At 32.0% G+C, this 17,069-nt stretch carries 14 protein-coding genes; all 14 read left to right on the top strand.

What is annotated here, in order from left to right; genetic code table 11:
* Positions 1-11: 11 nt before the first annotated feature.
* The 14 genes from VP90_RS04450 to VP90_RS04385 are packed head-to-tail and all read left to right on the top strand — an operon-like array spanning position 12 to position 17,069.
* Positions 12-1,775: an acyl-CoA dehydrogenase family protein gene (locus VP90_RS04450; RefSeq protein WP_262589905.1), complete on the top strand. Its 1,764-nt coding sequence runs from the start codon at positions 12-14 to the stop codon at positions 1,773-1,775.
* Between the two features lie 2 nt (positions 1,776-1,777).
* Entirely contained in the window at positions 1,778-3,394 is a 1,617-nt protein-coding gene (locus VP90_RS04445; RefSeq protein WP_262589904.1) for an acyl-CoA synthetase, read from the top strand.
* 8 nt (positions 3,395-3,402) lie between these two features.
* Positions 3,403-4,179 carry an alpha/beta fold hydrolase gene (locus VP90_RS04440; RefSeq protein WP_262589903.1) on the top strand — a complete coding sequence of 259 codons (777 nt, stop codon included), beginning with the start codon at positions 3,403-3,405 and terminating at the stop codon, positions 4,177-4,179.
* Positions 4,176-5,285 (top strand): dimethylsulfoniopropionate demethylase, encoded by a 1,110-nt coding sequence (locus VP90_RS04435; RefSeq protein ID WP_262589902.1) that lies wholly within the window; start codon positions 4,176-4,178, stop codon positions 5,283-5,285. The genes VP90_RS04440 and VP90_RS04435 overlap by 4 nt, the downstream gene beginning before the upstream one ends.
* Positions 5,286-5,300: 15 nt before the next feature.
* Positions 5,301-6,308, top strand: a complete 1,008-nt coding sequence (locus VP90_RS04430) for an aspartate-semialdehyde dehydrogenase (protein WP_262589901.1) — start codon at positions 5,301-5,303, stop codon at positions 6,306-6,308.
* Positions 6,298-6,681 (top strand): succinate dehydrogenase, cytochrome b556 subunit, encoded by a 384-nt coding sequence (gene sdhC / locus VP90_RS04425; protein WP_262589900.1) that lies wholly within the window; start codon positions 6,298-6,300, stop codon positions 6,679-6,681. Before VP90_RS04430 ends, sdhC begins: the two co-directional genes overlap by 11 nt.
* A gap of 1 nt (position 6,682) precedes the next feature.
* Entirely contained in the window at positions 6,683-7,009 is a 327-nt protein-coding gene (gene sdhD, locus VP90_RS04420) for a succinate dehydrogenase, hydrophobic membrane anchor protein (protein ID WP_262589899.1), read from the top strand.
* The gene (gene sdhA / locus VP90_RS04415) at positions 7,009-8,784 is read left to right on the top strand and encodes a succinate dehydrogenase flavoprotein subunit (RefSeq protein ID WP_262589897.1); all 1,776 of its coding nucleotides are present in this window, start codon (positions 7,009-7,011) and stop codon (positions 8,782-8,784) included. Before sdhD ends, sdhA begins: the two co-directional genes overlap by 1 nt.
* A complete protein-coding gene (locus tag VP90_RS04410; protein ID WP_262589896.1) occupies positions 8,784-9,563 on the top strand; it encodes a succinate dehydrogenase iron-sulfur subunit in 780 nt (259 codons plus the stop codon). The genes sdhA and VP90_RS04410 overlap by 1 nt, the downstream gene beginning before the upstream one ends.
* A 39-nt stretch (positions 9,564-9,602) precedes the next feature.
* Positions 9,603-11,102, top strand: a complete 1,500-nt coding sequence (locus VP90_RS04405; RefSeq protein WP_262589895.1) for a CoA-acylating methylmalonate-semialdehyde dehydrogenase — start codon at positions 9,603-9,605, stop codon at positions 11,100-11,102.
* Between the two features lie 10 nt (positions 11,103-11,112).
* Complete coding sequence (mdh, locus tag VP90_RS04400; protein ID WP_262589894.1) at positions 11,113-12,075, top strand: malate dehydrogenase; 963 nt, start codon at positions 11,113-11,115, stop codon at positions 12,073-12,075.
* 2 nt (positions 12,076-12,077) lie between these two features.
* Complete coding sequence (gene sucC, locus VP90_RS04395; protein WP_262589893.1) at positions 12,078-13,238, top strand: ADP-forming succinate--CoA ligase subunit beta; 1,161 nt, start codon at positions 12,078-12,080, stop codon at positions 13,236-13,238.
* On the top strand, positions 13,239-14,114 hold the full coding sequence (gene sucD / locus VP90_RS04390; protein WP_075506079.1) for a succinate--CoA ligase subunit alpha: 876 nt from the start codon (positions 13,239-13,241) through the stop codon (positions 14,112-14,114).
* 36 nt (positions 14,115-14,150) lie between these two features.
* Positions 14,151-17,069 (top strand): 2-oxoglutarate dehydrogenase E1 component, encoded by a 2,919-nt coding sequence (locus VP90_RS04385; protein WP_262589892.1) that lies wholly within the window; start codon positions 14,151-14,153, stop codon positions 17,067-17,069.

The raw sequence follows: 17,069 nt of genomic DNA, 5'->3' as shown, positions 1-17,069 counted from the left end.
AAGCTTTTTAAATGCCAAGTTATTCTGCACCTGTCAAAGATATGATGTTTCTCTATGAAAAATTAAGAGATAACAAAAATTATAATGATCTTGAAAGATATAATGAAGTCAGCTCAGATTTGGTTAAAGATATTTTAGAAGAAGCAGCTAAAATCAATCAAAATTTAATTTTACCACTTGCTAAAGCAGGTGATGAAAATCCGGCAGTTTTAGAAAATGGTGTAGTTAGAACACCACCAGGATACAAAGAAACTTATCAAAAATATATTGAGGATGGATGGACTTCATTGTCATGCGATCCAAAATATGGTGGTCAAGGAATGCCAAAAACAGTGAGTGCTTTTTTTGACGAAATGCTGTCTTCAGCGAGTTTATCTTTTAAACTTTATAGTGAATTAAGTATTGGAGCATACAATTGTATTAATCATCACGCTACTGATGAAATAAAAGATAAATATTTACCTAAAATTGTAGAAGGTAAGTGGAGTGGTACGATGTGCTTAACAGAACCTGTTTGTGGTACTGATTTAGGTTTACTTAAAACAAAAGCAGTTAGTCAATCTGATGGAACTTATAAAATAACTGGCCAAAAAATTTTCATCACATCAGGCGATCATGACTTAACAGAAAATATTGTTCATTTAGTCTTAGCTAGATCTACTGACTCACCTACAGGAACAAAAGGAATAAGTTTATTTTTAGTACCCAAGTTTTTAGTAAATCAAGATGGATCGGTTGGACAAAGAAATGGCATTTCAACGGGATCTATTGAAACAAAAATGGGAATTAAAGGTTCGGCAACTTGTGTCTTAAACTTTGATGATGCAACAGGATATATGATTGGTCCTAAGGACAAAGGTTTAAATGCAATGTTTACCATGATGAATCTTGAGAGAATTGTAGTCGGTATTCAGGGATTGGGTATTTCAGAAATTGCTTACCAAAATTCACTTGCTTATGCAAAAGAGAGAAAACAAGGAAAAACTAATAATTCTAAATCTTCAAATGGTGCAGATTTTATTATTGACCATGCAGACATAAGAAGAACTTTATTAAATATGAAATCTATAATTGAGGGAGAAAGAGCTTTATGCTTTTGGTTGTCTCAACAAACTGAAGTTAGTCTTCATCATCCAGATGAAAAAATTAAACAGGAAGCTTCTGATTATGTTTCTTTGATGACACCTGTAGTGAAATCTTTATTTACTGATTTAGCTATGGAGATTACGAGTGATGCTATGCAGATTCATGGAGGGTACGGTTATACCAAAGACCAAGGTATTGAACAGTTATATAGAGATAATAGAATTACACCGATATATGAAGGAACCAATTCAGTTCAAGCTGCTGATTTAGTATTTAGAAAATTAATAAATAGAAATGGTGATGTAATTTCTAAATTTTTAGAAATGATAAAATCTGAATGTGAAAACAAACATGAAAAGGTAAAATCTTTTACAAAAGATCTTACATATTATCTTGATATTTTATCAAAGTTCACTGGTTGGATTGTAGACAAAAGTAAAATAGAAAAAGATGATGTTTCTGCAGCTGCAAATGACTATTTAAAAACACTTGGTTATATTTCGATTGCTTTTTCATGGATAAAAATCTTAGAAATCAGTTTTAAAGATTATGAGGAAAATAAAGAGTTTTATTCAGACAAAATTAATACAGCTACATTCTACTTTGAAAAAGTGTTACCAAGAGCAGAATATCATTATAAATCAGCAGTTTCAGGTAGCTCAAATATAATGAAATTTAAATTTAATTAACAATGAATCATTACGATATTAATCTGGATAGAAATAATGCAAATTATGTTCCATTAACACCACTAACATTTTTACAAAGAGCCAAAGATGTTTATCCTGATTATGAGGCTATAGTTTATGAGGATAGAAGCTATACTTGGAATGAAGTTTATAAAAGAGCAGTAAAATTTGCCAGTGCACTTTCTAAAATTGGTATTCAAAAAGGAGATACAGTATCTTTTTTAGCTTTTAATACTCCTGAAATTTTTGAGGCACACTACTCAGTTCCAATGACAGGAGCCGTTTTAAACACAATTAATATAAGATTAGATGCTAATACAATTAATTATATTTTAAATCACAGTGATGCAAAGGTATTGGTTGTAGATAGACAATTACATGTAGAAGTAAAAAAAGCTTTAAAAAATTTAAATAAAAAAATCACTGTTATAGATATTAATGACAAACATGCTGATCAATCAAAATTGGAAAAAATTGGAGATTTAGAATACGAAAGTTTTTTAAATACTGGAGATGAGAATTTTGATTGGAAAATGCCTGATGATGAATGGCAGGCAATATCTTTAAGTTATACTTCAGGTACAACTGGCAATCCTAAAGGTGTTGTTTACCATCATAGAGGTGCGTACTTAATGTCCACAGGAAGTACTGTTGCCTGGAATATGCCTAATCGTTTAAACTTTTTAACAGTTGTACCTATGTTTCATTGTAATGGCTGGTGCTATCCATGGACAGTTCCAATGTTAAATGGAAGAACAATTTGCTTAAGAAATATTGATGTTAAGAAAATTTTTGAGCTTATTGATAAATATGACATTACTCATTTTGGAGGAGCGCCAATAGTTTTAAATATGATAACTGGAGCTCCAGAAAGTGATAGAAAAAAATTAAAGCATAAAGTTTACGTCTTAACTGCTGGAGCACCTCCGCCAAGTATTATTTTTAAAAAAATGAAATCTCTTGGATTTGAAGTTATGCATGTTTATGGTCTTACAGAAACTTATGGTCATGTTACACAATGTGCGTGGAATGATGGATGGAATGATTTAGATGAAGATAAACAAAATGAGATTAAAGCAAGACAAGGAGTAAGGTATCCCAATACAGAAGGAGTAACAGTTTTAGATCCAGAGACGATGAAAGAAGTTCCTAAAGATGGAAAAACTATCGGTGAGATTATGATAAGAGGAAACGTAGTAATGAAGGGTTACTTTAAAGATAAAGAAGCTACAGACAAAGCAATGAAAGATGGATGGTTTCATAGTGGTGACTTGGCAGTTATGTTTCCTGATGGATATGTAAAAATTCAAGATAGATCTAAAGATATTATTATCTCAGGGGGAGAAAATATTTCATCAATAGAAATTGAAAATACTTTATCTAAACATCCTTCGGTTTCAATAGCAGCAGTAGTTGCTAAACCTGATGAAAAATGGGGAGAAGTACCTTGTGCTTTCATCGAGATGGTTCAAGATAAGCCTGTTACTGAAAAAGAATTAATTGATTTTTGTAAAGAAACTTTGGCTGGATTTAAAGTTCCCAAAAAGGTCGTTTTTTGCGAACTACCTAAGACATCAACTGGAAAAATACAGAAGTTTGAACTGAGAAAAAAAGTTTAGGAATCTAATTGATATTTGAAATCGAAAATAAAAGTATTTTTGCTTCAGACAATGGCAAAGGTATAGATAAAAACAAAGATACCATTGTTTTTCTTCATGGAAGTGGCTTATCTCATATTGTTTGGTCATTAAGTGAGCAATTTTTTTCAAATAATAATTTCAATGTATTATCTATTGATCTACCAGGACATGGAAATTCTGAGGGGCCATGTTTAAAAACTATTGAGGAAATAGCAGAATGGTTGGAACTTGTATTTGATGCCTTAGATCTTCAAAATTTAATTTTAGTTGGTCATTCACAAGGATGTTTAGAAATACTTGAGTATTCCCATAGATACAAAGATAGACTAAAAAAAATAGTTTTTGTAGGTGGATCCAATAAAATGCCTGTTCATCCTGATTTGATTGAGCTTGCAGAAAATGGAGATTCTGATGCAGTAAAGTTAATGATGAAGTGGGGATATGAAGGTTCAAAAAAATTTATAGGTGGAAATCCAGTAGAAAGAATTATTCAATCTCCAAAAGATATAAGTGAAATACTTGCAGTAGATCTTATAGCTTGTAATAATTACAAAAATGGTTCAACCGCAGCTGAATCTGTCGAGGTTCCATCAATGTTTGTTTTTGGTTCTTTAGATAAAATGGTTAATTTAGAATCTGGAAAAAAATTCTCTCAATTGATTAAAAATTCAACTATACATGTAATTGAAGGATGTGGGCATATGATTATGATTGAAAAAGCATTTGAAATGCGGGACAAGGTTTTAGATTTTTTAAATAAATGAAAAATTATTCAATAGCAAAATCTAGAAGACTTAGAAGTACACCTTATACTTCAAGAATAGAAAAACAAGGTGTAACAGCTTATACAATCTATAACCATATGTTGCTTCCAGCAGCCTTTGGATCTGTAGAAGACTCTTATCATCACTTAAAAGAACATGTTCAAATTTGGGATGTTGCAGCAGAAAGGCAAGTTGAAATTTCAGGAAAAGACTCAGCTAAATTAGTTCAATTAATGACTTGTAGAGATTTATCTAAATCTAAAGATGGTAGATGTTATTATTGTCCTATTATAGATGACCAAGGTGGATTAATTAATGATCCTGTAGTGCTGAGATTAAGTCAGGAGAAATGGTGGATATCCATTGCAGACTCTGATGTAATTTTATTTGCAAAAGGATTAGCAATTGGAAATAAATTTGATGTGAAAATCTTTGAACCAAATGTAGACATCATGGCTGTTCAAGGTCCAAAATCATTTAAGTTAATGGAAAAAGTATTTGGCGAAAAAATAACTAAATTGAAATTTTTTGGATTTGATTATTTTAATTTTGAAGGAGTTGAACATTTAATTGCACAATCAGGTTGGTCTAAGCAAGGTGGCTATGAAATTTATGTTCAAAATACTGAGTCTGGTCAAAAGTTATATGATCATTTATTTGAAGCTGGTAAAGAATTTAATGTTAAGCCTGGATGCCCTAATTTAATAGAAAGAATTGAAAGTGCTCTTCTATCATTTGGAAACGATATGGATAACAATGATAACCCGTTTGAGTGTGGTTTTGATAAGTATATTAACTTAGATACTGATGCAAAGTTTTTGGGTAAGGAAAAATTAATCAAAATAAAAGAAGAAGGAATTACTAAAAAATTGATGGGTATAAAAATTGATATTAATGAAATCAGTGTAACAGGTTCTCTAGATTTGACAGATGAACACAATAACCTAATTGGAGAATTAAGATCTGCTTGCTATTCACCTCACTTCAAAAAAGTAATTGGTATAGCTATGATGCAAAAAGAATACTGGAATCCTGAGCAAAATATAAAAGTTGTTGTAAATGGACATAATTGCGCTGGAAAAGTTTGCGATTTACCTTTCATTTAGTATAACAACCCCATCATGAATATAGCTATAGTCGGAGCCACGGGCAATGTTGGAAGAAAAGTACTAGAAGTGCTTGAGAGGAAAAATTTGCCTATTTCAGAAATTTTTTTAGTTGCATCTGCAAGAAGTGCTGGTTCAAAAATTAATTTTAAAGGTAAAGACATAGAAGTTGAAAATTTAGAGACTTTTGACTTTTCAAAAGCAAAAATTACTTTTTTTGCAGCGGGTGGAAAAATTTCAGAAGCTTATGCCTCAAAAGCAGCAAGTCACAGTATTGTAATAGATAATTCTAGTTTTTATAGAATGGACCCTGATGTTCCTTTAATTGTACCTCAAGTAAATGCGGATGACTTAAAAAATATAAAAAAAAATATTATTGCTAATCCTAATTGCTCAACTGCACAATTAGTCTTACCATTAAAACCAATCCATGATTTATTTAAAATAAAAAGAGTAGTTGTAGCTACATATCAATCAGTATCTGGTGGTGGTAAAGCACCAATGGATGAATTAGTAGAACAGACTAAGTTAGCACTAGAAAACAAAGCAATTGTATCAAAAAATTTTACAAAACAAATTTCATTTAATTTAATTCCACATATTGATGTATTTGCTGATGACGGATACACAAAAGAGGAATTAAAAATGACCAATGAGACTAAAAAAATTCTAGATCAAAATATTGAATTATCAGCAACTTGTGTAAGAGTACCAGTTTTAGTTTCTCATTCTGAAGCAGTAAATTTAGAATTAGAAAAAGAATTTACAATTGATCAAATTAAAGAATGTCTTGAGAAAATGGAAGGCTGTAAAGTTATTGATGAGAGACAAGATGGTGGATATTCAACACCACTTGAAGCGGCTGGAAAAGATGAGACATTCATTTCAAGAATTAGAGAAGATAAGACTAAAAAGAATTGCTTAAATATGTGGATTGTCTCAGACAATTTACTTAGAGGTGCAGCTTTAAATGCAGTTGAAATTGCCGAAACATTAATAAAAAATAATTTTTATGGAAAGTAAAAAACCTCTTTCTCCTCATATACAAATTTATAGATGGCACATATCCTCACTAGTATCTATTTCTCATAGAATAACTGGAATAATAAATATCTTAGCAATAACTTTAGTTTGCGTCTGGGTTTCTTGGCTAATTTTAGGAGAACCAAAATATGATTTGATAAACTTTTTTTTTAATTCATTTCTTGGAAAATTTGTTGCAATAGGGTTAGCGTGGTCTTTTAGTTTTCAGATACTTAGTGAAATCAGACATATAATAATGGATATGGGTTATGGCTATGAACTAAAGACTACTCGTATAACAGGTTTGATGGTGATCTTTGGTTCATTGATTTTAACTATTTTATTTTACTTAATTGGAAAAAACTTTTTTTAATATGAATTTAGCTACAAAAAAATGGATATTTTTAAAATTATCATCAATAATTTTAGTCCCTTTAATGTTTTGGTTTATAATTAATTTCATATCAGTTTATGATGGAGACTATTCTGAAGTAGTTAGTTTTTTTTCAAACAAAACAAATAAGTTTTTATTTAGTATATTTTTAATTTTTGCTTATTTTTTTTCTGCCCTAAGTATTAGTGAGGTTTTTGAGGACTATATTTCTAATGAAAAAACCAAATATGTCGCAAACAGACTTCTCTATATTTCTGCTATAATTATTCCATTATTAACAATAATAATTTTACTTAATCTAAAATAATGAGCGCTTATAATATTATAGATCATGAATATGATGTAGTTGTCTTAGGAGCTGGTGGATCTGGCTTGAGAGCCGCTGTTGGATTAAGCGAAGCTGGATTGAAAACAGCCTGTATTTCAAAAGTATTTCCAACTAGAAGCCACACATCTGCTGCACAAGGAGGTATCTCAGCTGCACTTGGTAACATGGGAGAAGATGACTGGAGATGGCACATGTATGATACGGTTAAAGGTGCAGATTGGTTAGGTGATCAAGATAGCATTGAGTATTTATGTAAAGAAGCTCCAAAGGCAGTCTTAGAGCTAGAAAAATATGGAGTTCCATTTAGCAGAACTGAAGAGGGAAAAATATATCAAAGACCTTTTGGTGGAATGACAAAAAATTATGGAAATGGAATTGTACAAAGAACATGTGCTGCTGCGGATAGAACTGGTCATGCAATTCTTCATACGCTTTATGGACAAGCCTTAAAACATAACACTGAGTTTTTTATAGAATATTTTGCATTAGATCTTTTAATGAAAGATGGAGCGTGCAAGGGATTAATTGCATGGAATTTAAATGATGGAACAATCCATAGATTTAGAGCACATACTGTAATTATAGCTACAGGTGGATATGGGAAAGTCTATTATTCAGCTACATCTGCGCATACTTGCACTGGAGATGGAAATGCAATGGTATTAAGAGCTGGATTGCCTCTTCAAGATATGGAGTTTGTTCAATTTCATCCAACAGGAATTTATGGTCATGGCACGTTAATAACAGAAGGTGCTAGAGGTGAGGGTGGTTATCTAACTAACTCCAAGGGCGAAAGATTTATGGAAAGATATGCTCCAAATGCAAAAGATTTAGCATCAAGAGATGTTGTTAGTAGATCAATGTCTATTGAAATAAATGAAGGAAGAGGAGTTGGAAAAGATCAAGATCATGTTCATTTAAACTTAAGTCATTTAGATAAAGATATTATTGAAAGTAGACTTCCAGGAATTACTGATGCTGCAAGGTTATTTGCAAATGTAGATGTAACTAAAGAGCCTATACCTGTTGTCCCAACAGTTCATTATAATATGGGTGGTATTCCAACAAATTACAAAGCAGAAGTTTTAACTGTTAATGGTTCAGAAAAAACTGTTCCAGGTCTGATGGCTATAGGAGAAGCAGCATGTGTATCTGTTCATGGTGCGAATAGACTTGGCTCTAATTCATTAATTGATTTAGTAGTATTCGGAAGAGCAGCAGCAAAAAGGGCAGCAGAATTAGTTAAACCTGGAACTCCTCATGAAGAGTTACCCGAGTCTGAGACACAAAGATGTTTAGATAGATTTGATAAGTTAAGAAATGCAGATGGTAATAATAGTACTGCAGAACTTAGACTTTCAATGCAAAAAACAATGCAATCTAAATGTGCAGTATTTAGAACAGAAAAAAATTTAAAAGAAGGCGTTGATGATATTAGAAAAGCTTATGATGGAATGGACTCTATTTCTGTTAAAGATAGATCTTTAGTATTTAATACTGATTTAGTTGAAACTTTAGAATTTGATAATTTAATAAGACAAGCAGTAACAACAGTAGAATCTGCATATCACAGAAAAGAAAGCAGAGGAGCTCATGCAAGAGATGATTATCCAAAAAGAGATGATGATAAATTTATGCAACATACTCTTGCTTGGTGTGATGGAAAAAATACAAAAATTAGTTATAGGCCAGTTCACAAGTCAACTTTGACTAATGAAGTTCAATATTTCCCACCACAAGAGCGGGTATACTAATGGTACAATTGAATTTACCAAAAAATTCTGAAGTCAAAAAAGGTAAATATTTTAAAGATAAAACAGGCTCTAAAAATCTTAGAAGAGTAAATGTTTATAGATGGGACCCTTCTACTGAAGAAAATCCAAGAATTGATACTTATGAAGTTGATATGGATAATTGTCCTTCAAAAGTTTTAGATATTTTAAATAAAATTAAAAACGAAATTGACCCAACATTAGCTTATAGAAGATCTTGTGCTCATGGAGTTTGTGGTTCTTGTGCTATGAACATGGGTGGCAAAAATGGTTTAGCGTGCACAACTCCGCATTCGGAAATTGATGGAGATATAGACATATATCCGCTACCGCACTTGAAAGTTAAAAGAGATTTAATTGGAGATTTGGATGGTTTGTATAAACAGTATCAATCTATTGAACCTTGGTTAAAAAATAATTCAAAAAAAGAAACAACAGAAATTTATCAATCTCAAGAAGATAGAGCAAAACTTGATGGCGCTTATGAATGTATTATGTGTGCATGTTGTTCAACATCTTGCCCAAGTTATTGGTGGAATGGAGATAAATACTTAGGTCCAGCAGTCCTTCTACAAGCTTACAGATGGATCGTTGATAGTAGAGATGAAGAAAGAAAAGCAAGATTAAAAAAAGTTGCTGATGAATTAAAACTTTACAGATGTCATACTATTTTAAATTGTACAAATGCTTGTCCCAAAGGCCTAAATCCAGCAAAAGCAATTGCAGAAATTAAAAAAATGTTAGCTACGGCCAATGTTTAAATAGACTATTAAGTTTTTTTGATTTAAAAGACCGTATTCATGAAATTAATAGAGCACTTCGTTAATGGAAAAATAATTCCAGGTTCATCTGATAGAAAAGGAAAAGTATTTAATCCTGCAACAGGAGAACAAGAATCTGAGGTTAGACTTGCAAGTAAATCTGATTTAGATCAAGCTGTAGAAGCAGCCAAAAAAGCATTTGAAACTTGGTCTGCAAAACCTCCTTTACAAAGAGCAAGGATAATATTTAAATTTAAGGAATTAATAGAAAAAAATTCTGATGAGTTAACAAAGCTAATAGTATCAGAACATGGAAAAGTTTTTGAGGATGCAAGAGGATCTTTAACAAGAGGGCTTGAGGTAGTTGAGTTTGCTTGTGGAATTCCTCATTTGTTAAAAGGTGAATATTCAGAAAATGTTGGTACAAATGTTGACAGTTGGTCAATGAGACAACCTTTAGGGGTAGTAGCTGGTATTACTCCATTTAATTTTCCAGCAATGGTACCAATGTGGATGTTTCCAATAGCAATTGCTTGTGGAAATACATTTATATTAAAACCTTCAGAAAAAGATCCTTCATGTCCACTTAGATTAGCAGAGTTACTTAGTGAAGCTGGATTGCCTGAGGGAGTATTTAACGTAGTTAATGGTGATAAAGAAGCTGTTGATGCAATTTTAGAAAATAAAGATATTAAAGCTGTAAGCTTTGTCGGATCCACTCCAATTGCAAAATATATCTACGAAAATTCAGCTAAAAATGAAAAAAGAGTACAAGCACTTGGAGGTGCAAAAAATCACTTAGTAGTCATGCCAGATTGTGACTTGGATGGTGCAGTAAATGGATTGATGGGTGCAGCTTACGGATCTGCAGGTGAGAGATGTATGGCTCAATCTGTTGCTGTTGCTGTTGCTGTTGGAGATATTGGTGATGAACTAGTTTCAAGACTTTCAAAAAAAGCAGAGGCCTTAAAAGTAGGACCTGGTATGGATAAAACTTCAGAGATGGGACCTCTGGTTACAAAAGAACATTTAGAAAAAGTAAAAAGTTATGTTGATTTAGGAGTTGAAGAAGGTGCTAAATTAGTTGTCGATGGAAGAAACTTAAAACTCCAAGGTTATGAAAACGGATTTTATATAGGTGGTTGTTTATTTGATCACGTTAATAAAGACATGAGAATTTATAAAGAAGAAATTTTTGGTCCAGTTCTATCTGTAGTTAGAGTTAAAACTTTTGAAGAGGCTGCAAAACTAATCAATGATCATGAATACGGAAACGGAGTAAGTATTTATACTAGAGATGGTGATGCAGGCAGAACATTTGCTAGTAAAATTCAAGTAGGAATGGTTGGTATCAATGTTCCAATTCCAGTTCCTATGGCCTTTCATAGTTTTGGTGGTTGGAAAAGATCATTATTTGGAGATAGTGGCATGCATGGCATGGAAGGAATAAAATTTTATACTAAACTTAAAACTGTAACATCACGATGGCCTTCAGGTGTGCGTACAAACGCAGAATTTGTAATGCCAACAATGAAATAAGAGGAAATAAATGAAAAAAATATCTTTAATTGGCGCAGGCCAAATAGGTGGAACATTAGCACATTTAATCGGAATAAAGGAGCTTGTTGATGAAGTTGTTTTATTTGACGTTGCAAGTGGAATAGCTAAAGGAAAGGCTTTAGATATAGCTCAATCATCATCAGTTGATGGATTTAATGTAAAATTATCAGGTACAGACGATTATAAAGATATTAAAGATTCTGATGTTATTATAATTACAGCAGGAGTTCCTAGAAAGCCAGGAATGAGTAGAGATGACCTTCTTGGTATAAATTTAAAAATTATTAAACAGGTAGCTCAAGGAGTAAAAGTAAACGCTCCGAACGCCTTCGTAATTTGTATCACCAACCCTTTAGACGTAATGGTTATGGCGTTTCAAAAGTTTTCAGGTTTGCCTGCAAATAAAGTTGTCGGCATGGCAGGAATTTTAGATAGCTCAAGATTTAAACTATTTTTATCATTAGAGTTTGGTGTGCCTGTGAGAGAGATTGAAGCAATGGTTATGGGTGGTCATGGAGATACTATGGTTCCAATGCCAAGATTTACAAAAGTATCTGGCAAACCTTTATTGGATCTTGTGAAAGAGGGAAAGATTTCTCAAGAGAGAGTTGAAGAAATTAATCAAAGAACTAGAGACGGTGGAGCAGAAATTGTTAAGTATTTAGAAAAAGGTTCTGCTTTTTATGCACCTGCAGCATCGGGAGTTCAAATGGCTGAATCATATTTAAAAGATGAAAAAAAATTATTACCTTGCGCAGTACAGTTAAATGGCGAGTACGGAGTAGAAAATGTTTATGCTGGAGTACCAGTTGTAATTGGTAAAGATGGAGTTGAAAAAATTGAAGTAGTGGATTTAGATGAAAAAGAAAATAAAGAGTTTATGCACTCTATTGATGCTGTAAAAGCTCTTTGGGAAGCTGCCTCTAAAATAGATCCAGATCTTTCAAAATAATAATGAATATTCACGAGCACCAAGCTAAAGAAATTTTAAAGAAATATGGAGCAATAGTTCCAGCAGGATTTTTTTCAACAAATGTTGATGACTTGATTGAAAAAGCAAAAAATTTAAAAACTGAAAAGTATGTTTTAAAGGCTCAAATTCATGCTGGTGGTAGAGGTAAAGCTGGAGGAGTTAAAATTCTTAATACACTTGAGGAATTAAAAAATTCAGCAAATGAGTTGCTTGGAAAAACACTTGTAACTCATCAAACTGGACCAGAAGGAAGAGAAGTTAAGCGATTATATGTTGAAGAATCCTCTAATATAGAAAAAGAATTCTATTTATCATGTTTAGTTGATAGAGCGAGCTCAAAGATCGCATTTATTTCAAGTGACCAAGGTGGAATGGATATTGAAGAAGTAGCAAGCTCAAATCCAGAAAAAATTATTACAACTAAAGTTGATATAGCTGAAGAAATATCAGATGCAGATTGTGAGTCAGTAATTAAAATTTTTGATTTAAACAGTGATGCAAAAGATCAAGCAATTTTACTAATCAAATCGATTTATAAAATGTTTATTAGTACAGATGCTAATATGGTTGAGGTAAATCCTTTAATTTTAACAAAAGAGAGAAAGATTGTTTGTTTAGATGCGAAAGTTAATTTCGATTCTAATGCATTATTTAGACACCCTGAAATTTTAGAATTAAGAGATCTAAATGAAGAAGATCCAACTGAGATTGAAGCTAGCAAACATGATTTAGCTTATATCAAGTTAGATGGAAGTATTGGATGTATGGTTAATGGTGCAGGTCTAGCAATGGCAACTATGGATATAATCAAATTATATGGTAAAGAGCCAGCTAATTTCTTAGATGTAGGAGGTGGAGCCTCAAAAGAAAAAGTTTCTGCAGCATTTAAAATTATTCTTTCAGATAAAAATGTGAAGGGAATTTTGATAAATATTTTTGGGGGAATAATGAGATGTGATGTGCTTGCACAAGGAGTAGTGGACGCTGCAAAAGAAATTAATATTAGTGTACCTTTAGTAGTTCGACTTGCAGGGACAAATTTTAAAGAAGGAAAAGAAATTTTAGATAATTCAGGTTTAAAATTAATTTCAGCAGAGAACTTAGATGATGCTGCTAAGAAAATTGTTGAGGCTATTAAATAAATGTCAGTTTTAGTTAATAAAGAAACTAAAGTAATTTGTCAGGGTTTTACAGGTGCACATGGAACTTTCCATTCAGAGCAAGCAATAAAATATGGAACAAATTTAGTAGGAGGTGTTACTCCTAAAAAGGGAGGTCAAAAGCATTTAGACAGACCTGTATTTAATTCTGTAGCTGAAGCTAAAGATGCAGTTGGGGCAGATGCCACTATGATTTATGTGCCTGCAAAATTTGCTGCCGCAGCAATTATAGAAGCTATCGATGCATCTGTTGAATTAATTGTTTGCATTACTGAAGGTATCCCAATTCAAGATATGCTTAAGGTTAGAAAAAAATTAGATGGATCTAATAGCAGACTTATAGGTCCAAATTGTCCAGGAATTATAACTCCAGATGAATGTAAAATTGGAATTATGCCTGGTAATATTCATAAAAGAGGTTCAGTTGGAATTGTATCTAGATCTGGAACTTTAACCTACGAAGCGGTTGCTCAAACAACTGAAAATGGATTAGGGCAATCAACATGTATCGGAATTGGAGGAGATCCTATAAATGGTACAAATTTTATAGATTGTTTAGATCTGTTTTTAAATGATGAAGAGACACAATCAATTTTAATGATTGGAGAGATAGGAGGTTCTGCTGAAGAGGAAGCTGCAGAATTTTTGAAAAACCATAAGATTAAAAAACCAACAGTTGGATTTATAGCTGGAATTACCGCGCCACCAGGGAGAAGAATGGGGCATGCAGGTGCAATTATTTCTGGAGGTAAAGGTGGTGCAGAGGATAAAATAAAAAAAATGGAAGAATGTGGAATTACAGTCGCAAAATCACCATCAATAATTGGTAAAACTTTATTTGATAAACTGTCTAATTGAAAAATATTTTTTACAGGGATATATTAAATAAATAAGATGTCATCATCAAAAAATCTCTATTTCGAAAAAAATTCATTTTTACATAAATCAAATAGTGCATTCATTGAGCAAATGTACTTAAAATTTATTAACAAAGATAAAGATCTCCCTGAAAGTTGGTTAAATTATTTTGAAGGAATCGGTGATGAAATAAAAGTAATTGCTAATGAAATAAATGGACCGTCATGGGGACCAGAAAAGACCAAAATAAATATTGATGAGCTTCAAAAGAAAATAGATGAAAATGAAATTACTAATTTAAATAATGAAAAAATAGATACTTCAGAAAAATTTAATTTTCAATTACTTGCAGATTCTAACAAAGATTCAATAAGTGCAGTTGCGTTAATCAGAGCTTACAGATTAAGGGGGCATTTGTTAGCTGATCTTGATCCTTTGGGAATGAGAGAGTCTGAATATTTAGATGAACTTCATCCAGAGTTTTATGGTTTTAAGAAAGAAAACTATGAAAGAAAAATTTTCTTAAACGGCGTGATAAATAAAAAGTATGCCAATATTAAAGAAATTTTAAAATTTATGAAAAAAACCTATTGTGGAAAAATAGGTTATGAGTTTATGCACATTTCTAATCCTGATGAAAGAAAATGGTTTAGAGATAGAATTGAGCAAGATGATAAAGCTCTTCAGTTTACTAAAAATGGTAAGGAAGCAATTCTAAATAAATTAGTTCAAGCAGAAGGTTTTGAAAAATTTTTAGCAACTAAGTATGTTGGTACAAAAAGATTTGGATTAGATGGAGGAGAAAGTTTAATTCCTGCACTTGAGCAAATAATTAAAATTGGTGGTCAACAACAAATTAAAGAGGTTAAAATTGGAATGTCTCATAGAGGCAGACTAAATGTTTTGGCTAACGTTTTACAAAAATCTTATAAAAGAATATTTAATGAATTTGCTGGTGAATATAGTGATGACTCTGAGGATAGTGCTGGAGATGTAAAATATCATCTTGGTGCATCTTCTGACAGACAATTTGATGGAAATTCTGTTCATGTTAGTTTGACAGATAATCCATCTCACCTTGAAGCAGTAAATCCTGTCGTTTTAGGACAAACTAGAGCAAAACAATTTTTTCATAAAGACAAAGAGAGAAACAAAGTTATCCCAATACTAATTCATGGTGATGCTGCATTTGCTGGTCAGGGTGTGGTAGCAGAATGTTTTGCTATGTCAGGTCTACCAGGACATAACACTGGTGGAACTATTCATATAATTGTAAATAATCAAATTGGTTTTACAACGAGTCCTCGATTTGCAAGATCGTCACCTTATCCTTCTGATGTTGCAAAAATGGTTGAGGCTCCAATTTTACATGTTAATGGAGACGATCCAGAGGCAGTTGTTTATGCTACCAGAATAGCTACAGAATTCAGATTAAAATTTAATAGAGACGTTGTAGTAGATTTAATTTGTTACAGAAGGTTTGGTCATAATGAGGGAGATGAGCCATCGTTTACTCAGCCATTGATGTATCAAAAAATTAAATCTCACCCCAGTGTATATAAAATTTATGGGAATAAACTGGTTAATGAAAAATCAATTACTCAAGAATTATTAAATCAAAATGTTAAATCATTTAAAGATTTATTAGATGATCAATATAAAAGTGCAAAAGACTACAAGCCTAAAATAGAATGGTTTGAGGGTACATGGTCAAGATATAAACCTGAGAAAGGAAAAGATAAAAGAGGAATATCAGGTTTTGATGAGGAGAAATTAAAAATAATTTCAAAAAAAATAAATACAGTACCATCAGAAAAAAATATTCATAAAACTATTAGTAAAATATTAAATACGAGAAGAGACTCGATTGAAAAAGGAGTGGGAATTGATTGGTCTTCAGCAGAAGCTCTTGCGTTTGGATCTTTGTTAGTTGAAGGATATCCAGTTCGTTTAGTTGGACAAGACTCTGGTAGAGGAACTTTTAGTCAAAGACATTCTGTACTAAGAAATCAAATTGATAATTCGAGATATATTCCATTAAATAATATTGTCAAAGGTCAAAAACAATTTGAAGTAGTAGATAGTTTTTTATCTGAACTTGCAGTTTTAGGTTTCGAATATGGTTACAGTTTAGTTGAACCAAACACTCTAACAATTTGGGAAGCTCAATTTGGAGATTTTGCAAATGGAGCTCAAGTTGTGATTGATCAGTTTATAGCATCAGGTGAGAGAAAATGGAATAGAGCATCAGGCCTTGTAATGTTGTTACCTCATGGATACGAAGGTCAAGGTCCTGAACATTCATCTGCTAGATTAGAAAGATTTTTACAGTTATGTTCAAACGACAATATGCAAGTTATGAATTGTACAACTCCAGCCAATTATTATCATGCATTAAGACGTCAAATGCATAGAGATTTTAGAAAACCACTAATTATAATGACTCCAAAGTCATTACTCAGAAATAAATACTGTGTTTCTAACTTAGAGGATTTTAACAAACAAAATACTTTCCATAGAGTTTTGTGGGATCATGCGATCGATCCAAAATCAAATGGTTTTATTAAGCTTAAAGAAAGCTCTGAGATTAAAAAAGTTATTTTGTGCTCAGGCAAAGTTTACTTTGACTTACTTGACGCTAGAGAAAAATTAAAAAGAGATGATGTAATTATGTTTAGAATAGAACAACTTTATCCTTTCCCAGCAAAAGCTTTAGTAAACGAACTTAAACCTTATGCCAAAAATGCTAAATTCTTTTGGTGTCAAGAAGAGCCAAAGAATATGGGAGCATGGTTTTCAGTGAGAGATTATATTCAATGGACATTAGATACTTTAAAGGCTAAATATAATGAAATTTCTTATATAGGAAGAAGCCCTGATGCAACTCCAGCAACTGGATATGCAAAGAGGCATAATTCTCAGCAACAAGAAATAATTAATAAGGTGTTTGATTAA

Origin of the sequence: Candidatus Pelagibacter ubique HIMB140, assembly GCF_025558165.1 — a bacterium.
Taxonomy (GTDB): domain Bacteria; phylum Pseudomonadota; class Alphaproteobacteria; order Pelagibacterales; family Pelagibacteraceae; genus Pelagibacter; species Pelagibacter ubique_T.
This window is presented reverse-complemented; position numbering and strand designations above follow the sequence as displayed.